This is a genomic window from Sorangium sp. So ce302, assembly GCF_051530145.1.
Lineage (GTDB): Bacteria > Myxococcota_A > Polyangia > Polyangiales > Polyangiaceae > Sorangium > Sorangium cellulosum_B.
Window position 1 is genome coordinate 11,840,438 of the sequence record NZ_CP150326.1, and the last position, 20,913, is coordinate 11,861,350.

The following is a 20,913-nucleotide window of genomic DNA, read 5'->3' on the forward strand; positions in this document are numbered from 1 at the left end:
CTCGGACGTGCACGATCGTCTGGTGACGCTCTTCCAGGAGAGCAACGCCGTGTTCCGCGTGGTGGAGCACCCGGCCGAGGGCCGCACGGAGCTCATCTCGCAGATCCGCGGCAACAGCCTGCCGCAGGCTGCGAAGGCCATGGTGCTGATGGTGAAGCAGGGCAAGAAGAGCCGCCGCTACTACCTCTGCGTCGTCCCCGGGGACTGCCGGGTCGACATGGAGGCGGTCAAGACGCTGGGGAGCGGGACTCACGCCACGTTCGCGCCGCAGGACGTCGCCGAGCAGCTCTCGGGGTGCGTCATGGGCGCCGTCCCCCCGGTCTCGTTCAACCCCGAGCTCGAGCTCGTCGTGGATCCGAAGCTCCTGGAGCACGACGAGATCGTCTTCAACGCCGGCCGGTTGGATCGCTCCATCTTCATCCAGCGGGACTCGTACGTGAAGGCGACGAGCCCCAGGCTCGCCGCTGTCGGCACCCGATAGCCGCTCGCCCGGTCAACTCAACCGCACAGTTCAATCGTTCACGAGAGGCGCTGTTTCCAGTGCCGAGAAGCATCTTCGTGAGCATGAGAAGCTGCGGTTGAATCCATCGTGTTCTTGTCGTGTTCTTCGTCAGAGGGCCGCCCAGCCATCCGGCCCGGGTTCCCACGAACAGCCAGTCGAGCCGAAGCGGCTCCCGCTCCTGCGGGTGATGCACGCCGAAGCTGACGGGAAGGGGCGCGTCGTCGAGGACATGCCGGAGGTGACGAACCTCTCCCGGCGCCTCCGCGAGCACCTCGAGCGTGCTGGCGTTACGCGGCCCGACCTCTTCGCGAACGACAAAACGCGGAAGCCGATCACGTTCTACGACCTGCGCCCGGCGAGCATCCCCTGGATGGCCGTGCGCGGGGACGACCCGCTCGAGCTCAAGAGCCGGGCCGGCCACACGTCGTTCCCGACGACGGAGGGCTACCTCCGCGAGGCCGAGCAGGTACGCGTCGGCTTCGGCGAGGCGTTTCCTGAATCACCGACCGAGCTGGTCGGTCCGCTTGGCGAATCGTCCACGAATCGCCCAGCGGAGCAGCTCGGTCTTGATGAGGATCGCGAGATCCTCATCGTATCCTTGGTGGGCCATGAAGGACTTGAACCTTCAGCCAATGGATTAAGAGTCCACTGCTCTACCAATTGAGCTAATGGCCCGAGTGAATTGTCAAACCGACTGAACCTGGAACGGCTCCCGGGATCTCGCCGGAGCGCTTGAGTCGCCCGTTGAGCCCGGCACGCCCGGCCTGATTCGAACAGGCGACTTTCGGATTCGAAGTCCGACGCTCTATCCAGCTGAGCTACGGGCGCTCCTGCGCGCCCCTCGGCGGGGCTCGCGAAACGCTTCTAACCGCACCGGCGGCGATATGTCAAGACGTTGTAGCAACTTGGTGCGCAATTTTTAGGCCGCCACCTTCGCCGAGCCCGAACGGACGCGCTCGACGGGCGCATCCCGTCATTCCCTCCGTCGGCAGCGCACCGTCCACCGGCACCGGCCGCGGGCAGCGCAGCGCCCTCGGGGCGCGCGCCTGACCCGACACGGCGGCGTTTGGCCCGCCACGGCCGCACCTGGCCCCGCGCGGCTGCGAAAGAAGTTCTCTGTCCGCGGCGCCGCAAGGTAGGGTCCGCTCCGCCATGCCGCTGCTCCGCCCGCTCTCCCGGCGCTGCCTTGCGTCCCGAGGCCCCATCGCCGCGCTCCTGCTCGCCCTCTCGCTCGCCGCGCCGGCCCAGGGCGCTCCCGCCGCGGGCGCGCAGCCGGCCGCGGCCGAGCAGCAGCCGGGCAAGAGCCCGCAGAACAAGCGCCGCGCCGCGCGGCGGAGCTCGGTCGATGGCGACGGCGAGTCGCGGGCGGCGCGCAGCGCCCGATCGAAGGAGAAGGCCCAGGAGCGCGCCGGCAAGAAGCGCGCGGCGAAACGCGATGACGCCTCCCGCGCGGAGCGCGGCGGCACCGACGCCGACGCCGACGAGCGGAAGCTGCTGTCGAAGGGCGCTCCCAACCGTGGACGGCTGACCGGCGCCGTGCGGCTCCGATCGTCGAGGCACCTCAAGACGCGCGAGGGCGCCAGGACATGGGGGCTGCCCGTGCTCGTGAAGACCCTGCGGCGCGCCGCCTACCAGGTGGCCAAGAAGCACGGCGACTCCGCGCTGCTCGTCGGCGACCTCTCGGCCAGGACGGGCGGCGCGCTCGACGGGCACAACTCCCACCAGACGGGGCGCGACGCCGACGTCGGTTTCTACGTCGTCAACTCGAAGGGCAAGAACCTCCGCACGGACCGGTTCGTGGCGTTCGACGACGAGGGCAACGCCATCGGCCTCCCCGGCGCGCGGTTCGACGACGCGCGCAACTGGGCGCTCGTCCAGGCGCTGCTCGAGGATCGGCAGGCGGGCGTCAAATACCTCTTCGTGACCGACGCGCTGCGGGCGCGGCTGCTCGCCCACGCCGCGAAGAAGCGCGTCCCGGCGGAGCTCCGGGCCCGGGCCGCGGCCGCGATGATGAGCCCGAGGGACGCCGACCTGCACAACGACCACTTCCACATCCGCGTGATGTGCCCCCCGTCGATGCGCGGCGCCTGCATCGAGGAGTCGCTGGCCCGCCCCGCGTGCGCCGCCGATGAAGCGAAGCAGCCGCTCGCCTCCGCGGCGCCCGCGGCGACGGACACGGACATCTACGGCGTGCCTTCCACGGCGGCGCCGACGGTGACCGACGGAGCGCGCGCTGCAGCCGCACCGGCGGCCGTGAACGCGCCCGCCACAGCCGCACCGGCGGCCGTGAACGCGCCCGCCACAGCCGCGCCGGCGGCCGCGACGCCCAGCGCGGCCTCAGGCGGTCGCTCGATCGCCCCGCTCGCGCCCCGCTGACGTCCGCCCGCGCTCAGGCCGCCGGCACGGCTCCCGGCGGCGCGTCGCCGTCCGCGATCTCCACCACGACCGGCGCGTGATCGGACGGGCGCTGGAGCTCCCGCGGGCGCGTGTCGATCGACACATCGGTGCAGCGCGCCGCGAGCGAGCGCGTCACCAGCGCGAGATCGATACGGAGGCCCTTGTTGCGCCTGAACGCGCCCATCCGGTAATCCCACCAGCTGTACGCCTCCTTGGCGGGGTGGCAGGCGCGGAACGCGTCCACGAGCCCCCACTCCATCAGGCGGCCCAGCGCGGCCCGCTCGTCCGGATGGAAGAGCACCTGCCCCTCCCACTTCTTCGGCTCGGCGACGTCGATCGCCTCGGGCGCGACGTTGAAATCGCCGCAGATAACGATCTGCTGATCCGGGCGGTAGCGGGCCTCGAGCTCGCTCCGCAGCCGCTCCAGCCACGCGAGCTTGTAGGCGAAGGCCGGCGTGCCCACCGCCTGGCCGTTGGGCACGTAGACGTTGATGACCCGGATCCCCTCGATCGTCGCCGCCAGCATCCGCCGGGCGACGTCCTGCTCATCGCCGTCGAGGCCCTTCTTCACGTCGTCGACCGAGAGGCCGAAGCGCGTGGCGATCGCGACCCCGTTGTAGGACTTCTGGCCGAAGATGACCGAGCGATAGCCCACCTCGGAGAGCGCGGCCTCGGGGAAGCTGCCGTCCTCGACCTTCGTCTCCTGCATGCAAACGACGTCGGGCGCGGCGCGGACCAGCCAGCTCGTGAGCTGCTCGAGCCGCGTGCGGATGGAGTTCACGTTCCAGGACGCGATGCGCATAGGTCCTCCGGGCGATAGCGGATGAAGAGCCGGGCGGGAAGCCTGGTCCAGGGGCACGCGCGGGGTCCGCGGCGCCCGATCACAAGGCCGCCCGGATCACGTCGAAGAGGCCCTCCGGATCGTCGACGTGGAGCCAGTGGCCGGCGCGCGGCAGGACGTGGACCGAGAGCCAGGGCGCGCGCGCCGCGAGCGCCTCGAAGCGGTCGCGCGAGGCCGGCGAGATCGACTTGGACTTGCCGCCGAGCACGACATGGATGCGCCGCTGCTCCACGCCCGGCACGCCCGGCGCCGGCGGGTCCTCCAGGACGTGCCACAGATCGCGGGCGAAATAGTCGGTGAGCAGCGCGTCCAGGATGTCGAGGTCGAGCCGGATGCGAAAGCCGTCGCCCTCGCGGCGGACGTTCATCGCCAGCCAGTCCGCGATGCCGCGGCTGAACCCGGCGGCGTGCACCGCCTCGAGGAACGCCTCGCGCGACGAGATCGGCTGCGGGATCGCGCGGAGCATCGCGAGCACGCCGGGGCTCTCCGATCCGCTCTCGCCGGCGGGCCTCGCGCTCGGATCGGCGTCGAGGATGAAGCCGCGCTCGATCCCCGTCGGCCGGCGCTCGAGGTAGGCGAGCGCCACCTTGCCGCCGAACGAATGGCCCATCACGCCGCGGATATCGAGGCCGAGGCGGTCGCCCAGCCGGAGCAGATCCTCCGCGGCCGCCGCGATGGTGTGGGGCGCAGGCGGGCTCTGCGACATGCCGTGGGCCCGCAGGTCGACAAGGATGAAGCCCCACGGCCGGGCGGCTGCGCCTGGCGCGCCCTCGGCGGATTGCGCCTCGGCGAGGCGTCGGATGAAGGTGCGCCAGTTGGCGCCCGAGCCGAAGATGCCGTGCAGCACGAGCATCCAGCGGACAGGCGCCGCGGAGGGGGCGGAGACGAGGGCGTGGTGGGGCACGAAGCCGGCGTGTGCGTTCATGGCTCTCCGGACCGCGCGAGCGCGCGGCCTGCGCCTAGCGCTAGCATGGCCCCATGGCCAAGAAGCCCCCCATCGCGCCGCCGAGCGCGGACGCCGCAGAAGACGAGGGCACCCATCCGGCGAGGCCCGCGCGGTTTCACGGCGCGGCGCTCGCCGGGGCCAGCTTCGACGACGTCGACCTTCGCAACGCGCGCCTGCACAACGCCTCGCTCGCGGGGGCCGAGCTCGACGACGTCGACCTTCGCGACGCGCGACTGCACAACGTCTCGCTCGCGGCGGCCGAGCTCGACGACGTCGACCTTCGCAACGCGCGCCTGCACAACGTCTCGCTCGCGGAGGCCGAGCTCGACGACGTCGACCTGCGCGGCGCGCGCCTGCACAACGCGACCCTCGCCGGCGCCTCGCTCGACGACATCTCGCTCGCTGGCGCGCGTTTCAACGACGCCGACGCCGCCGCGACCCGCTGGTCCGACGCGAGCCTGCGCCGCGCTCGCTTCGAGGGGTCGGACCTCCGCGAGGTCGAGATCGTCGGCTGCGCGATCGACGGGCTCACCATCGACGGCGTGCGGATCGATCGCCTGATCGAGGAGGCGAAGGATCGATCACGCGCGAGCCAGGCCCCGAAGGCCACCGAGAAGGAAGCGCCGCTGAAGAAGCCGAGGAAGGAGCGGAAACCGTAGCGCCCCACCCGCGGAGCGAGCGGGCAGCGCCCCGCGCGACCGCGGGCGGTTACGCCTCGATGAGCCCGGTGCGGACCGCGATGCGGGTCAGCTCGACCGCGCTCTTGCACCCGAGCTTCGCGTAGATGCGCACGCGGTGGGTCTCCACCGTCTTCGGGCTGATCGTCAGCCGCGCTGCCGTCTCGCGCGTCGACACGCCGGCCGCGAGCAGCCGCAGGACCTGGCGCTCGCGCGGCGTCAGCGCGTCGAGACCACCGGAGCCCTCGCTCGCCGGCTTGCGCATCGCGCGCACCACGGCCCCCGCGATGCTCGAGGAGAGCGGCGCTCCCCCGGTCGCGATCCGGCGGATGCCCTCGATGACCTCCTCGAGCTTCGAGGTCTTCACGAGATATCCCTGCGCGCCCGCGCGGAGCGCCTCGGCGACGCGGAACTCGTCGTCATAGCCGCTCAACACGAGGAGCTTCGCCTGCGGCAACTGCGCTCTCAGCGCCCCGAGGAGCTCGATGCCGTCTCGGTCGGGGATGTTGAGATCGACGAGCACGACGTCCGGCTTGCAGCTCGCCGTCTCGCGCAGGGCATCGGCCGCCGTCCCGGCCTGGCCCACGACGACCATGTCGGGCTCGTCCGAGAGCGCTCGAGCGAAGCCTTCGCGAACGACGGGGTGATCGTCGATCAGATAGATGTGCAGCTTGCTAGCAGGGGTTTCCGCCATGGTGACCGCAGGGGGATTGGAGTGTCCTTCAGACCACAATTCGATACCCATGAGCAGTTCAAGTCAAGCTGCTCGGGTCGTCCTGGGAGGAACCTTACAGGGGTATCAGGTGCTCAACGATCTGCAAGGAGCGGCGCGGCGGCAAGCCCAATTGGTGAGGAAAACTCCGTCCAGAGCGAGTTTCGGAGCTCGACGGAGATCCGCGCGACGTGGAATGCGCAACGGTGGACGTGACGGAGGGTGCAACGATGCGCCCAGAGCGGCCTGCGCATGCGGTCGCGGCAACCGTCTGGTATTCTTCGCGCGCCTCATGCGCCGGAATGGCCAGCGATCCAGGGAAATACGATGAGCTCGCCGGTCCCCGCTCCCGGCCCGGCCGCCACCTCGCCGCGCTCGCCCGCGGAGATCTTCGTCGTCGATGACGACCCCGCGCTTGTCGAGTCGCTGCTCGACCTGCTCTCCGACGAGGGCTACCGGGTTCAGGGCTTCACGCGGCCGCTGGAAGCGCTCGATCGCCTCGCCCGCGGCGCGCGGCCGCGGGCGGTCCTGCTCGACTACGTGATGCCCGAGATGACCGGCGAGGAGTTCCTCGCCGCGCTCGCCGCCGCGGGCATCGAGGTGCCCGTCCTCCTGCTCTCCGGCGTGAACGAGCCCAACATCCGCGGCGTCGTGGCCGGCGTGCTGGCGAAGCCCTTCGACGTCGACCGGCTCCTCGTCGTGCTCGATCGCCTGACCGGCGCCGTGCAACGCTAGCGCACCGACGCCGCCGCCCCCCGATCCCGGCTCGCACACGCGCGGCGGCACGCTCCTCGCGTTCCCTGGCCCCCAGGAGAAGCCGAGGATGTCGTCGCTCGTAGACAGCGCCACCGGGCCAGGCGTCCTCGCGCGAGGCGGATCGGGCAGCCCCGCCAGCGCGAACGTGCCGGCGGCCGCGATCAAGCTGCCGGCCGAGCTGCACCACCGCTTCCGCTTCATCGCTATCGACGCGGGCCTCCTCGCCGAGGCGGCCGACGGCGCCGCGGCGCTGCTCGACGTGTTGCTCGCGATGGGGGTGCGCGTGGCCCTCTTCGCCGGCGAGGCCGTGCCCCACCTCGCGCGGCGGCTCGAGCGCGGCGTGCGCGCCGAGAACCGCAGGCGGCTCTTCCTCGGCGCGCTCGACGGCGCGGAGCTCCACGGCTTCGATCGCCGCGGCGCCGCGGTCGCGCTCGTCGCCCGCGCGGAGCCGGACGGGCGCTCCGCCATCGCCGCGCTGCTCGATCAGGTGATCGCGCCGCTCCGCATCGATCCGCACGATCGGCTCGCGATCTCGCCGGAACCACGCGAATCAGGCGAGTCACGCGACGGCGCGGCGGCCTCCGCGGCGCGCGGCCTCCGCGGCGCGCCGGAGCTCGCGGGCGCCGTCCATGCGACGGCCGGCGCGCAGCGGCTCCACGAGATCCTCGCGCTCCAGCGGGATCTCGAGGGCGAGCTCGGCTCGCTCGCGGCGCCCCGAGACGCCGCGTGGCTCATCGAGGAGCCAGGGTTCGACGTCGCGCGCGAGCACGAGATCGAGTCGCTGCTCGCGATCGCCAACGGCTATCTCGGCTCGCGCGCGTCGCTGCCGGAGGGGTCGAGCGTGTCGCGGCCGGCGACGTTCATCGCGGGCGCCTTCGAGCCCTCGGCCGACGTGAGCCGCGTGCCGGAGCTCGTCATCGCCCCCGACTGGGGCCGGCTGAGCGTCGCCATCGAGGGCGAGTCGTTCTCCGCGGAGACGAGCGGCGTGCTGCACCACCACCGCGCCCTCGACATGCGGCGGGGCGTGCTGCTGCGCGAGGTCCTGCGGCGCGGCGCGGGAGGCCACCTCATACACCTGCACACGCTCCACGCGGCGTCCCTCGCGAACCGCCACGTCCTCATGGAAGCGCTCAGCATCGCGCCCCTCAACTTCACCGGGACGATCCGCGTCGACGCGATCCTGAGCGGCGACGTGAAGAGCGCGAGCGGCGCGGCGCACTGGGCCGGCTTCGCGGCGGACGCGGGCACGAAGAGCCTGCTGCTCGTCGGGCACACGCACGGCGGGCTCGTGACCGCGATGACCTCGCACCTGCGCGAGCTCCCGGAGCAGGCCGCGGAGAGCTCGCCCCCGCTCGAGGCCCTCGAGGGCGCGCGCTGCGAGCGCACAACCGGCGCGCGATCCATCGCCGAGCGGTGCGACGTCGGCGTCCGCGTCGCCCAGCAGCGCCGCCTCTTCCGGACCACGACGCTGCACACGTCGCGCGACACGCCCACGCCGCGCGAGGCGGGCCAGGCGCTCCAGGACGAGCTTTCGCGCCGCGCCATGGCCGACGTGCTCGGCGAGCACACGCGGGCGTGGGCGGAGCGCTGGCGCCACGCCGACGTCGAGATCGACGGTGCCCCCAGGATCGAGCGGGCGCTCCGGTTCGCCCTGTACCACCTCATCGGCGCCGCGAACCCGGACGACCCGCGCTGCTCGATCGGCGCGCGCGGGCTCAGCGGGGAGGCGTACCGCGGCCACGTCTTCTGGGATACCGAGACCTTCCTCGTCCCGTTCTACACGCACTGCTACCCCGAGGCCGCCCGCGCGCTGCTCCTCTACAGGCACCGCACCCTCGCCGGCGCGCGCCGCAAGGCGAAGGCGCTCGGCTACGAGGGCGCGCTCTACGCGTGGGAGTCGGCGGACACGGGCGACGAGACGACGCCGGCGCTCGTCGTCACGCCGTTCGGCGAGGTGGTCCGGGTGCTCTCCGGCGAGCAGGAGCACCACATCAGCGCCGACATCGCGTACGCGGTGCACGCCTACGTCCGCGCGACCGGCGATCTCGACTTCCAGCGCGGCGAGGGGGCCGAGATCCTGATCGAGACGGCGCGCTTCTGGGCGAGCCGCGCCGAGCTCGGGCCGGATGGCCACGCCCACATCCGGCGGGTGATCGGGCCGGACGAGTACCACGAGACCGTGGACGACAACGCGTTCACGAACTGGATGGCGCGGCACAACCTCCGCGTCGCCGCCGCGCTCGTCCGGCGCAACGTCGCGCGCGCGGACGTGCTCGCGCGGCTCGACCTCCGGCCCGACGAGCCCCACCACTGGTGCGACGTCGCCGACCGCCTGCTCCTCGGGATCGACCCGCGGACCGGCCTGATCGAGCAGTTCGCGGGCTACTTCGGCCTCGCGCCGTTCTCCATCGCCGACTACGCCGTGCGCAGCGCGCCGGTCGACGTCCTGCTCGGGCGCGAGCGGACGCAGGCCTGCCAGGTGGTGAAGCAAGCGGACGTCGTGCAGCTCATCGCGCTGCTCTGGAGCGCGGTGCCCGCGAGCGCCCGGCGCGACAACTTCCTCTATTACGAGCCGCGCACCGCCCACGGCAGCTCGCTGAGCCCCAGCGCCCACGCGCTCGTCGCCGCCCGGCTCGATCTCCACGCCCACGCCGAGCGCTACTTCGAGCAGACCGCCGACATCGACCTCGGCAACACGATGGGCAACGCCGCGGGGGGCGTGCACATCGCCGCCATGGGCGGCCTCTGGCAAGCCGTCGCGTTCGGCGTGGCCGGCGTCACGCGCGTGCCGCGGAGCGCGCTCTCGGAGGCGCTCCCCCACGCGCCGCCGTGCCCCGACGAGGACGAGGCGATCGGGATCGAGCCGCACCTCCTGCCGGGCTGGCGGCACCTCAAGATCCCGATCGCCTGGCGAGGCCGCGGCCTCGAGATCCACGTGGAGGACGGCGCGGTCGAGGTCGCGCTGGAGGGGAACGCGCCGCTGCCGATCTGCCTGCTCGACGCGGGCGCGCCCGCCTGCGCCGTGCTGGCGGAGCCGGGCCGCCGCTATGCGACGCGGCGGCTGGGCGGCCGCGTCACGCCATGGGAGGAGGTCACGCCATGCTGAGCGCCGTACGCGACGGGTCCCCGGTCGGGCTCGGGGCGCCCCCCGGACCGGCGCCCCCGGCCGAGCTGCCCCACGAGGCGCTCGAGGGGGCCGACGAGCGCCCGCCGCAGAGCGGCCTGCAGCGCAGGAGCGTGGTCGTCGCGCTCCACGGCCGCCGCGCCCACCTCGGCGCCATCGCGCTCGGGCGGCTCATCGCCCACGGGCTCGAGGCCCCGCTGCGCGGGCTGTGCCTCTCCACGGAGCCGATCGACGCGAGCGAGGTGCCGGCCCACTTCGGGATCGCCCCGGAGGCGCTGCAGGGCATGGTGCTGGACGTCGAGGCGAGCGACGATCCGGCCGGCGCGCTCGCTTCAGCCGTGGCGAGCTGCGGGACCGCGCTCGTGATCGTGGCCTCGCACGCGGACGAGCCCATGGACGAGCGCTTCGGCGTCGGCCGGCTCGCGGCGCGCGCGCTCGAGTCCGCCGCGCTCGGCGTCGTCGTCATCCGCGAGGACCCCTCCCCGCCGCGGCTCCAGCGCATCCTGCTGCCGCTCGACGGGAACCCCAGCACGGCCAGCGCGATCACGCCCGTCGGGGAGGTCGCCCGCAAGCTCGGCGCCGAGCTCGACATCGTGATGGTCGGCTGCGCGTCGCCGCGGGAGGCCGCGGACGAGGGGCCGCCCGTCTCGACGCCTGTGCCATTCGAGCCGGGCGCGATGGTGGCGCCCCTCTACGTCGACCAGCCTCAGCACGAGTGGCCCGCGTTCACCGAGGAGTTCCTGGCCCGGTTCCTGAGCGCGATCGGGCACTGCCCGCACGGCGTCTCCACGCGGTTCTTCCTCGGCAAGGGCGAACCGGCGGCGGAGATCGCGCGCCTCGCCTGGCAGCTGGCGAGCGACCTCGTAGTGCTGGTCTGGCACGGGCAGCTCGCGAATCACCATGGCGGCGTCATCCGCGACGTGCTCGCTCGGGCGCCGTGCCCCGTGCTGGTCCTGCGGCGCTAGCGCGCCCGGCGCGGCGCGTCCGGGCGGCGCCCGCTCGGCCTTCGATCGGCGCGCGGGCGCCTCGCCGGGCGGGCTCCACGCCAACGGCCGGCGAAAGGCGCTATGGTGCGCCGCCATGGTCTCCCGGAAGCTGCCCCCCAGCGAGTGTCGCAAGATCGTAGAGCCGCAGAGCTTCCGCTTCTCCACGACGGAGGAGGTCGCGCCGCTGTCGGCGGGCATCGGCTCGCAGGAGCGCGCCCTCGCCGCGCTCGCCTTCGGCCTCGACATCCGCCAGCCCCGCTTCCACGTCGTCGTCGTCGGCGCGCCCGGCACGGGCCGCACGTTCTGCGCGCGCGCCGTCGCGAAGCGGATCGCGGCGAGCCGCCCCACGCCCGACGACATCCTCCTCCTGCCGAACCCGCACCGCCCGAGCGAGCCGACGGTCCTGTCGCTACCGCCGGGCGAGGGGCGCCCCTTCGTCGAGGCGATGGAGGAGCTCCACGAGAAGCTGGTCGACGCCCTGCGCGGCGCGACCGAGGGCGAGCGCTTCAAGCAGGCGCGCGGCAAGATCCAGCGCCGGGTGAACGCGGAGGAGCGGCGGCTCGAGGAGCAGCTCAAGTCCGCGGCGCGCGAGCTCGGCCTCGACCTCGTGCGCGGCGAGGACGAGGTGCAGATCACCTCGATCGAGGACGCCGCCAACGCGCCGGACGGCGAGGCCCTGCTCGCCATCGCCGGCTCCATCGAGGAGTTCGAGATGCGGCTCGCCACCGTGCAGGACGAGGCCGACGTCGAGCTGCGCGGCGTCGTGAAGCAGCTGCTCAGCGACGGGGTGAAGGGCTGCTTCCAGCCCGTGCGCGCGCGCTTCGAGGGGCGCAATGACATCAGCGCCTTCCTCGCGGACGTCGAGACGGTCGTGTCGAAGGAGTTCCGCCTGCTCGTCGACGAGGCGCGCGGCGAGGAGGGCGGCGCCACCCTCCCGCGCGGCGTGGTCGTCCCGACGCTCCTCACGGAGCACACGCCCGACTCCGGCGCCCCGGTCGTCGATGTCCCCTACCCCACGCTGACCGCCCTGTTCGGCCGCACCCACGCGCCGCCCGACTCCGGCTTCCCGCCGGAGCCCGGCTTCGCCGTCGCGGGCGCCCTCCACGAGGCGGCCGGCGGCTTCCTCATCCTGCCCGCGGGCGCGCTCCTCAAGAACGAGGCGCTCTACGAGCAGCTCAAGGCCTGCCTCCTCGCGGGCAAGTTCATCGTGCCCGAGCACAACCCGTCGTACTTCCGCGGCACCGCGGAGGAGCTGCTCTTCCCGCCGATCCCGATCGACGTGAAGGTCGTCCTCGTCACGAACCCGCAGCTCTACCAGGACCTGCACGACGCCGATCCGGAGTTCTCGCAGCTCTTCAAGGTGCAGGCGCGCTTCGAGACGACGATCTCGCTCGATCAGGCGCTCCTCACGTACCCCGCGTTCCTCGCCGGCTTCGCGCACGATCGCGGCCTCCCGCCGATCACGGCCGACGGCGTGACCGCGCTCCTCTTCCACGGCGGCCGCCTCGCGGAGAGCCAGACCAAGGTGAGCGCCCAGATCGGGCTCATCGCCGAGGTCGCGACCGAGGCCGGCTACCGGGCCCAGCGCCGCGGCCGCAAGGTGGTCGACGGCCCCGAGGTCAACGAGGCGCTCGAGGCGGCGCGGCGCCGCGGGAGCCATTTCCGCGACCATGTGCACGAGCTGCTCTCGGACGGGACGATCCGCATCGACGTGACCGGCCGGCACGTCGGGCAGGTCAACGCCATCTCGGTCCTGTCCGACGGCCCGCAGACGTTCGGGCGCCCCTGCCGGGTGACGGCGGTCGTCTACCCGGGCCGCGAGGGCCCGGTGAACATCGCGCGCGAGGTCGAGATGTCCGGCCCGCTCCACAGCAAGGGTGTGATGGTCCTCACGGGCTTCCTCGCGGCCCGGTTCGCCCAGCACCGCCCGCTCTCGTTCGGCGCCTCGCTCGTCTTCGAGCAGACCTACGAGCCCATCGAGGGCGACAGCGCCTCGTCGAGCGAGCTGTACGCGCTCCTGTCCGCGCTCTCCGGCGTCCCGATCCGGCAGGAGCTCGCCGTGACGGGCAGCATCGATCAGCAGGGGAGCATCCAGCCCGTGGGCGGCATCAACGAGAAGATCGAGGCCTTCTTCGATCTGTGCGCCGCCAAGGGCCTGACGGGCGAGCAGGGCGTGCTGATCCCGAGCGCGAACCGCGACGCGCTCATGCTGCGGGGCGACGTCGTGACGTCGATCGAGGCCGGCCGCTTCCACGTGTTCGAGGTGAGCTCCGTCGAGGAGGGCATCGAGATCATCACCGGCGTCCCCGCGGGCGTCGCCGACGCGGACGGAAGGTACCCGGAGGGGACCGTGTTCCACGCGGCGGACCAGCGGCTCGAGCGCTTCCACCAGGCGATCGCCGACACGCTGAAGGGCGGGACGAGCGCGGATCCTCGAAGAATGCTCAGGGAGCGCTGAAGAGGACCGATGGCAGCGAAGCGCACGGCCGAACCCGCGCCGATCGGCGCCGGAGCCCGCCGGTGACGCGGCGGCCCATCCTGCTCGCGGCGGCCGGCGCCGCGGCGCCGCTGCTGGCGTGGGGCGCGCTCGCGCGGTGGCGTGATGGGTCGCTCTCGCTCGGCGCCGCCTGCGCGGCCGCCGCCGCGATCGCGCTGCTGGTCCTCCTCGGCGGCGTCGTCCGGCGGCGCTTCGCCGCGAGGCCCGGTCGATCCTGGCGCCAGGCGCCCGCGGCGCCTCGGCTCCCGCGGACGGGGCAGCCGGCCGCGCGCCCCGCGGAGCGCGCCTCGACGCCGCCGACCGAGCTCGACGATCCGCGGAGCATCTACGCGTTCGCAGCCCAGGCCGTCGGTCAGTCGCTCGCCTGGGAGGGGAGCTACAAGGCGGCGGCCGCCTCGCTGCGCGACGTGCCTCGCGACTGGATACCTCCGCAGGTTCGGGTGCTCGTCATGAGCAACCTCGCCCAATGGCAGCTCTGCGCCGGCGACATCGAGTCCGCCCGGCGGCTCCTCCCGGATCTGGACGAGGAGCGCGCGCCGGCGTCGGTGCGGCCGCTCGTGCGGGGAGCGCGCGCCGCGGTGCTCGTGCGCACCGGCGACGTCGAGGGCGCGCTCTCCTTGATCGGCCTCCGCGATGGCGAGCGAGAAGAGCCGACCGAGGTGCGCCAGCGCTACCGCATCACCCGCGCGCACGCGTTCACCGCGCTCGGCGAGCCCGCCGCGGCGCGCGCGGAGCTCCGCCGGGTGGTCGATGACGTCGGCGTCGACGAGCTCTGCCGCTGGATTCCCGCGGGCGGGCCCGCCCGGGCCACGATGATCGAGCTCATCGACGAGGGCTGACGGATTCGCGCGTCTCCTATCTTCCGCGCCGCCCAGGCCTGGCTCCGCCGAGGAGCCAGCGTGGTGATGAGCTCCGCTCCTCGCCGCGCGCTCACGCCCTCCTCGACGCCGGCGCGCCGCCGCGAGCCCGCGACTCGCCAAGCGCGGATCTCGGGTCGCTCGAGTCACGCGCAACTCGGATCGTCACGCCGCTTGTCAAGCGTCATTTCCCTGGTTTGTCGCGCGGGAAGCCCCCCTCTGCCGGCGCCGGGCGCTCGAAGCCCACAGAGCGCATCGTGTGCGCTTCCCCGGTGATTCCGGTTCTCGGTGGGGGAAGCAACGTTGCGAGCGCCTGGCGGCTGGTAGAAAAAGGATGCTGTACGCAAAGTGCATCGGGCCAGGTAGCCTTTTCGCGTCGACCGGGGGAGAACGCATGCCAACCTGTATGGGTGGCCAATGAGGGTGGAGGCGCCACGGGGGGTGATCGGCGGGTGTTGCACCGGTTCAACCAGCCCTACGCGTCCCGTCCTGGCGACTCGCCTCGCTCACAGGAGCCCGCCCCGGAGGCTCCCGTGAACCGCACAGTGGATACGCCGTCCCATCGCATCCTCATCGTGGACGACAGCCCCACGTACCTGAACCAGGTCGCGGCGGCGATGCGCGACGAAGGCTACTTGCCGGTGCTCGCCCACTCGGGGGAGGAGGCGCTCGCGCGGCTCACGGTGGCGCGCGTCGACGGCATTCTGCTCGACATGGTGATGCCGGGTCTGTCGGGCCCGGCCACGTGCCTCCGCATCAAGGCGAACGCCTCGTGGCGGCCGATCCCGCTGCTGATGCTCACCGGCCGCGACGACCACAAGGCGATCCTCGACGCCCTCTCGGCCGGCGCCGACGATTTCGTGACGAAGACGGGCGAGCTCACGGTGCTGAAGGCGCGCCTGCGCGCCCAGCTGCGCAGGAAGCATTACGAGGACGAGAACCGCAGGATGCGCGAGCTCCTCCTGCGCCGGGAGATGGAGGCGGCGGAGGCGCGCGCCGACCGGCGCCTCAAGCAGAGCGAGGAGCGGTTCCGACTCATCGTGGAGGGCGTCCAGGACTACGCCATCTTCATGCTCGACCCCGCCGGCCGCATCGCCAGCTGGAACCCGGGCGCCGAGCGCATCAACGGCTACCGCGCCGACGAGATCATCGGCTGCCACTGCTCGGTCCTCTTCCCGCCGGAGGACGTCGAGCTCGGCAGGCCCGCCGCGGAGCTCGAGTCCACCGTGGAGACCGGCCGCTCGATCCAGGAGGGTTACCGCGTCCGCAAGGACGGCACCCGCTACTGGGCGAACGAGGTGATCAGCGTGCTCTTCGACGAAGCCGGGCAGCTGCGCGGCTTCGCGAAGGTCACCCGCGACGTGACGGAGCGCCGCCGCGTCCACGAGGCGCAGCGCATCCTCGTCTCCGCCGGGCAGATCCTCGGCGAGTCGCTCGATTTCGAGGAGACGCTGCGGCGCGTGGTCCGCGTCGCGCTCCCCGACTTCGCGTCGATCTGCGTGCTCCTGCTGCAGGACGAGTCCGGCGCGATCGATCGGCAGGTGACCGCCCACGCGGATCCGTCGATGGCGATGGCGACCGAGCTGCTCGGCAGGATCACGGCCGACTCTGCCGGGCGGGGCATCGGCAGGGTCCTGCGCACGGCGCAGCCGGAGCTCATCCCCAAGGTGACCGACTCCTTCGTCCGCGCGATCTCGTTCGATCAGGCGCACTACGAGGCGCTGCGCTCGCTCTCGCTCGCCTCGCACCTCACGGTCCCGCTGACGGCGCGCGGCCGCACGCTGGGCACGCTCTCGTTCGCCTCGACGCACCGGCGCTACGACGCGGTCGATCTCGACCTCGCGCAGGATCTCGCGCGGCGCGCGGCGCTCGCCGTCGACAACGCCCGGCTCTACCGGGAGGCGCAGCTCGCGGTGCGCGCGCGCGACGATTTCCTCACGATCGCCTCGCACGAGCTCCGCACGCCGCTCACGCCCATGCAGCTGCAGGTCGACGGCCTCCTGCGCGCCGGCAAGCGCGGCGGCCTGACCGCCGAGCGCGCCACGCCGCGGCTCGAGATGATCAAGCGCCAGGTCGAGCGGCTCGCCCGGCTCATCACGAACCTGCTCGACATCTCGCGCATCTCCGCGGGCCGCCTGCAGATCGAGCTCGAGGACGTCGATCTCGCGGCCACGGTGAACGAGGCGCTGGAGCGGTTCCGCGAGGAGCTCTGCGCCGCCGGCTGCCCCGTCAACCTGTCGGCCCCCGCCTCGATCGTCGGCCGGTGGGATCGCCTCCGGCTCGATCAGATCGTCACGAACCTCCTCTCGAACGCCGTCAAATACGGCGCCGGCAAGCCCATCGACGTCACGCTGGAGGACCTCGCGGACCGCGCCCGCCTGACGGTGCGGGATCGCGGCATCGGCATCGCCCCGGAGCAGCAGGCCCGCATCTTCGAGCGCTTCGAGCGCGCCGTCTCCAGCGAGAACTACAGCGGCTTCGGCATGGGGCTGTGGATCGTGCGGCAGATCGCCGACGCGCTCGGGGCGACGATCCAGGTCGACAGCCGGCCGGGCGAGGGGGCGACCTTCACCGTCGACCTGCCGAAAGAGCCTGCCTGACGCCCTCCGCGCCGCGCGGCTAGAGCGCCCGCCGCACCCGGCGGCGCTGCTCGATCATGTGCTGGGTGATCTGCTGCCTGCCCTCGGCGCGCTCCACCAGCGTCCACACGTTGTCGCCGCGCTCCCTGCCCGCGCAGTCGAGGAGCGCGTCGGCCGCCTGCTCGGCGGGGATGAGCCCGTCGTGTCGTCCCGGGAGCTCCACCACGGCGGCGCGCGTGCAGAGCCCGCCCATCGTGGCCAGCATCCGGCGCACGATCTCGCGGAAGACCGCCTCGTCGAACGCGTCGCGCTCGCCGGCTCCGAACAGGACGAGCTTGTCGAACGCCATGCGCGGCTTGCACGGGATCATGACGACCTCGCCGAGCTCGCCGGTGATCAGGCCCTGCCGCCTCAGCTCGGAGATCCGGCCGCCGAGCCGCCAGTCGCAGAGGCCGGCCACGCCGTGGGCCGGCCGCGCGTCGCTGAACGGGGCGCACGCGAGCACCTCCGAGTCGAGCTCGTCGAGGCTCTGCAGGTCGGGGGAGATGAACCGTAGCTCCACGTGGATCAGACGCTGATGGCGCCCTTGCGGAAGTCGCTCTTCGCGATCTTCACGTTGACGCAAGCGGGCCTGCCGCACCGGAACGCCTCGTCCAGCGCGGGCCCGAGCTCCTCGACGCGCTCCACGCAGGCCCCGAAGCCGCCCAGCGCCTCGACCACGCGGTCGTACCGGGTGAAGTCGAGCGACGTCGCCGGCGCGCGGCCCTCGCCGTAGAGCTCCACCTGCCCCCGGCGGATCTGCGTCCAGGCCGCGTCGTTCCCGATCACGCTCACGACGGGGATGCCCTGGCGCACCATCGCCTCGAACTCGAGCGCGTGGAAGCCGAACGACCCGTCGCCGTACACGAGGACCACGTTCGCCTCTGGCCGCGCGAGCTTGGCCGCCATCGCGTAGCCCGGCCCGACCCCGAGGGTCCCGAGCGGGCCGGGGTCCATCCAGAGCTGCGGCCACTCGAGCTTCAGCACGTTCGCCGCCGTGGCCACGAAGTCCCCTCCGTCGCCGATGACGATGTCGTCCTTGCCGAGGCGCCTGCCGATCTCCGCGCAGACGCGCAGCGGGTTCGGCGGGTCGCCGTCGCTCGCGATCTCCGCCAGCATCTTCGCGCGCGATCGCTCCTCGGCCTCGCGCACGGCCGAGAGCCACGCCGCGGCCGTCTTGTCGGGCACCTCCGCGAGCAGCTGCTCCAGGACGACGCCGCTGTCCCCGTCGATCCCGACGTCGACGCGGCGGTTCCTGCCGAGCTCGCTCCCGTCGAGGTCAATCTGGACGACCTTGGCCGCCGGGCTGATGGCGCGGCCGTACTCGAGGCGGAAGTCGAAGGGGGTCCCGAGCACCACGCAGAGGTCGGTCTGCGAGAGCGCGAAGCGGCGCGAGCGGCTCATGAGCCCCGGGTGCGCGTGGGGCAGGGCGCCGCGGGCCATGCCGTTCAGGTAGAAGGGCGCCTTCACCGCGTCGGCGAAGCGGCGCAGCGCGTCGCGCCGCGGCGACCACCGGAGCTGGCTCCCGACGATGAATATGGGCCGCTCGGCGTCCCTCAGCAGGGCCGCGGCCCGCGCGACGGCGGCCGGGTCTCCCCCGGGGCGAGGCGGGGCCGCGGGCGCGGTGGCGGGCGCGTCGTCGCCGGCGTAGTTCATCAGCAGGTCGAGCGGCATCTCGAGGAAGACCGGGCCTGGCACGTTCGCCTGGGCGATGCGGAAGGCCGAGTCCACGTACTCCTGGATGCGATCGGTCGAGGGGACGGAGACGCTCCACTTCGAGATGGGGCGTATCAGCTCGACGTGGTTCATGTCCTGCAGCGAGCCCATGTCGGCGAGGGCGCGCGGACCGGCGCCCCCGAGGACGACCATCGGGACGCCCGCGCGCTGGGCGTTGGCGACGGCCGTCACCACGTCCGTCACGCCCGGCCCCGCGGTGACGGCGCACACCCCCGGCCTCCCGGTCACCCGCGCGTACCCGTCCGCGGCGTGTCCGGCTGTCTGCTCGTGTCGCACGTCGACCACCCGGATGCCGTCATCCAGGCACCCGTCGTAGATCGCCTGGATGTGCCCGCCGCACAGGGTGAAGAGGTGCGTCACCCCGTGTCTCGCGAGGGCCTTCGAGACAAGCCTGCCGCCGTGCACCTGCGCCATGGGGCCGGCATATACCATGTGCGACCCAGCGTCCTGCCGGCGAGCGGTCGGCTCGCGCCGCCGCCCCTGCCGCGAGCGCGCCGCCCCGGCCACGTCGCCGGCCCGGGCCGCTCGGCGCCCCGAGCCGGCGCTCCGGGGACGAGCCCCGGGCCACGCGTCGACGGCCGCATGACCGTCGCGGTGCGGCGCCGCGTCGAGGTGTCCACTCCTCGAAACATCACCGGAGCTGGGGGGTCGTGTCCGCCTGAAACCCCCATTGTCCGGATGGTAGGCAAGTGTTCTTCCTAACCTCCCGACCTCGTCTGAGCTCTCTCGGGATCAGAGCACCACCCGCTTGCTGGCGCGCGCGCCGCCTCCCTGACCGGTGATTCACGCTATCGCCCGATCAGGTCGGCTATCCGACCGCCGAGAAGGATAACCCCCTTCGCAGGGCGTTGCTGTAAAAATACAGCCCCGCTACAGCGCCGACTCCGACCTTGGACGCGAGGTCGTCGCCTCACCGCGACGGCCGACGCCTTTGCGATCACAACCCCGACGCTGTTCTCTTCTATCCGGGCCACGAGATGATATAGTTGGAACCTTATTGCAGGTGCCAGCTCGACACCGCCACCTCTCTCGACCTCTCCCCGGTGCTCCTTCCCTGCAGCCGCCGGCCTCGGAGAGGGTCCGGTTCTCTGCCGGCGGGGCCATCGCGCCGCCGGCGGCCGCCTCCGTCGTCGGCGCTCCCCGTAACCTGGCGGAAACATTTCGGAGGGGGCTGGGTGGGTGGCGCCCCCGAGCTTCTGTGAGGAACGTAACCGGTTCAGCGTCGCCGCGGCGAGCGGCGGGCGCTGGGTGGTTGGGGGTCCGGCCGACGGCGGCGCTGGCGCGGCTCGCCTGCCGCGTGGCGATGACACACGATCTCCATTACGTGTGCTCGCCAACTCCTTTGCGGCGTACCGGCCTCGACGGGCTGGAGGCGTGGCGCCGCTGCGGCGATCTGGGCAGCGTCAGGGGTGAACACGAGCCATCTTGTGCGACGCTCTCGTGGACGCTGCCTTCACAACCTACGTCCCGAGCGGCGTCTACCACGTGTGCGCTGACTTCACCCGTCCGGGCGTTCCTGACACCCGATCGCCATGTTGCTTTCACTGGTGTGCGCCGAGACCTTCTCCGTCCATGGTGCATCATTTCATCAACGCGCGATCGCTCAGGGCATCACGCGCTCCTGTTGCAGCGCAAGGAGGGCCGAATTCTCGGCGATTTTGCGCGCGGTCCCGCGGGGGTTCTCATGCGCTGGCGCCTCCCCCTCTCGCAGCGTTCATTTCAAATATCCTGCGCTCACAGAACGTTACCCAATACACCAAAATCACGCGTGACTGCTTACATGAGCTGGCGAGCTTGTTGTTTTCTATTTCGGGAAGGCTCTGTATCGGTTATGCGGGATAAGAGGACGCGCAATCGCGCTTCGCTGGAGTAGCATCTTCCTATGTCGGAGCCCCCTAGTAGCAGTCAGTTGATCCGGATACCCATGGTGCTGGCGCTCGACTGCAGCCCCCATTTTCTGGCTCGTTGCCGGAGGGTTGCAGCGCGGGCTCGTTTCCTCGTCCGCTCCTGCGATGCGGGCTCGGCGTGGGGGGTGGCCGTCCGCCTCCGCCCGCTGGCCATCGTCTTGCCGAGCCACTTGCACGATCGTGCGCCGAAGACCTTCGAGTTGCTCGCGGAGGACGCGGGAGCACGCCTCGTCGTCGTGGAGTCCGAGCAGCTGCCCGCGGGCGAGCTGGAGGGCCACATCACGCACGCGATCGGCGAAGCGAGCCGCGCGCGCGGCGCCTAGAGCGACGGTCACCCGCTTCGGATACGGGCCCAC

At 72.3% G+C, this 20,913-nt stretch carries 15 protein-coding genes and 2 tRNA genes; 10 read left to right on the forward strand and 7 right to left on the reverse strand.

The genetic code is table 11. The annotated features are described in order from the left end of the window. The first annotated feature begins 7 nt into the window (after positions 1–7). On the forward strand, positions 8–481 hold the full coding sequence (locus tag WME73_RS44845) for a YbaK/EbsC family protein (protein WP_437742394.1): 474 nt from the start codon (positions 8–10) through the stop codon (positions 479–481). Between the two features lie 620 nt (positions 482–1,101). Here the strand turns inward: WME73_RS44845 and WME73_RS44850 are convergent. Both WME73_RS44850 and WME73_RS44855 read right to left on the reverse strand, forming a co-directional pair. Beyond that, positions 1,102–1,177 (reverse strand) — tRNA-Lys (locus WME73_RS44850). A 79-nt stretch (positions 1,178–1,256) separates the two neighbouring features. Continuing rightward, positions 1,257–1,330, reverse strand: a tRNA-Arg gene (locus tag WME73_RS44855). 324 nt (positions 1,331–1,654) lie between these two features. Between WME73_RS44855 and WME73_RS44860 the strand changes: the two genes are divergently transcribed. After that, positions 1,655–2,878, forward strand: a complete 1,224-nt coding sequence (locus tag WME73_RS44860; RefSeq protein ID WP_437913556.1) for a penicillin-insensitive murein endopeptidase — start codon at positions 1,655–1,657, stop codon at positions 2,876–2,878. 13 nt (positions 2,879–2,891) lie between these two features. Here the strand turns inward: WME73_RS44860 and xth are convergent, their stop codons facing one another. Both xth and WME73_RS44870 read right to left on the reverse strand, forming a co-directional pair. Beyond that, positions 2,892–3,701, reverse strand: a complete 810-nt coding sequence (gene xth, locus WME73_RS44865; RefSeq protein WP_437913557.1) for an exodeoxyribonuclease III — start codon at positions 3,699–3,701, stop codon at positions 2,892–2,894. Between the two features lie 79 nt (positions 3,702–3,780). Beyond that, positions 3,781–4,665 carry an alpha/beta fold hydrolase gene (locus WME73_RS44870; protein ID WP_437913558.1) on the reverse strand — a complete coding sequence of 295 codons (885 nt, stop codon included), beginning with the start codon at positions 4,663–4,665 and terminating at the stop codon, positions 3,781–3,783. 53 nt (positions 4,666–4,718) lie between these two features. Here WME73_RS44870 and WME73_RS44875 point away from each other — a divergent pair, with 53 nt between their 5' ends. Further along, the gene (locus tag WME73_RS44875) at positions 4,719–5,345 is read left to right on the forward strand and encodes a pentapeptide repeat-containing protein (RefSeq protein WP_437913559.1); all 627 of its coding nucleotides are present in this window, start codon (positions 4,719–4,721) and stop codon (positions 5,343–5,345) included. A 49-nt stretch (positions 5,346–5,394) separates the two neighbouring features. On the opposite strand, the gene WME73_RS44880 is transcribed toward WME73_RS44875, so the two are convergent. Further along, positions 5,395–6,057, reverse strand: coding sequence for a response regulator (locus tag WME73_RS44880; protein WP_044970202.1), 663 nt, complete (start codon positions 6,055–6,057; stop codon positions 5,395–5,397). Positions 6,058–6,402: 345 nt separating this feature from the next. On the opposite strand from WME73_RS44880, the gene WME73_RS44885 reads away from it, so the two are divergent. The 6 genes from WME73_RS44885 (at position 6,403) to WME73_RS44910 (ending at position 16,895) form a co-directional block, all read left to right on the forward strand. Further along, on the forward strand, positions 6,403–6,810 hold the full coding sequence (locus WME73_RS44885; RefSeq protein WP_437742399.1) for a response regulator: 408 nt from the start codon (positions 6,403–6,405) through the stop codon (positions 6,808–6,810). Between the two features lie 88 nt (positions 6,811–6,898). After that, positions 6,899–9,937: a glycoside hydrolase family 65 protein gene (locus WME73_RS44890; RefSeq protein WP_437913560.1), complete on the forward strand. Its 3,039-nt coding sequence runs from the start codon at positions 6,899–6,901 to the stop codon at positions 9,935–9,937. Beyond that, a complete protein-coding gene (locus WME73_RS44895) occupies positions 9,931–10,920 on the forward strand; it encodes a universal stress protein (protein ID WP_437742401.1) in 990 nt (329 codons plus the stop codon). The genes WME73_RS44890 and WME73_RS44895 overlap by 7 nt, the downstream gene beginning before the upstream one ends. A 115-nt stretch (positions 10,921–11,035) precedes the next feature. Continuing rightward, positions 11,036–13,399, forward strand: a complete 2,364-nt coding sequence (locus WME73_RS44900) for an AAA family ATPase (protein ID WP_437742402.1) — start codon at positions 11,036–11,038, stop codon at positions 13,397–13,399. A 62-nt stretch (positions 13,400–13,461) separates the two neighbouring features. Then, positions 13,462–14,277 (forward strand): hypothetical protein, encoded by an 816-nt coding sequence (locus WME73_RS44905; RefSeq protein WP_437742403.1) that lies wholly within the window; start codon positions 13,462–13,464, stop codon positions 14,275–14,277. A gap of 551 nt (positions 14,278–14,828) precedes the next feature. Further along, entirely contained in the window at positions 14,829–16,895 is a 2,067-nt protein-coding gene (locus WME73_RS44910; RefSeq protein ID WP_437913561.1) for an ATP-binding protein, read from the forward strand. A gap of 19 nt (positions 16,896–16,914) precedes the next feature. Here WME73_RS44910 and WME73_RS44915 read toward each other — a convergent pair whose 3' ends face one another. Beyond that, positions 16,915–17,436, reverse strand: coding sequence for a M17 family peptidase N-terminal domain-containing protein (locus WME73_RS44915; protein WP_437295943.1), 522 nt, complete (start codon positions 17,434–17,436; stop codon positions 16,915–16,917). Between the two features lie 5 nt (positions 17,437–17,441). Then, positions 17,442–19,064, reverse strand: a complete 1,623-nt coding sequence (locus tag WME73_RS44920; protein ID WP_437913562.1) for a thiamine pyrophosphate-binding protein — start codon at positions 19,062–19,064, stop codon at positions 17,442–17,444. 1,495 nt (positions 19,065–20,559) lie between these two features. Here WME73_RS44920 and WME73_RS44925 point away from each other — a divergent pair. Then, entirely contained in the window at positions 20,560–20,880 is a 321-nt protein-coding gene (locus WME73_RS44925) for a hypothetical protein (protein WP_437295945.1), read from the forward strand. Positions 20,881–20,913 lie beyond the last annotated feature (33 nt).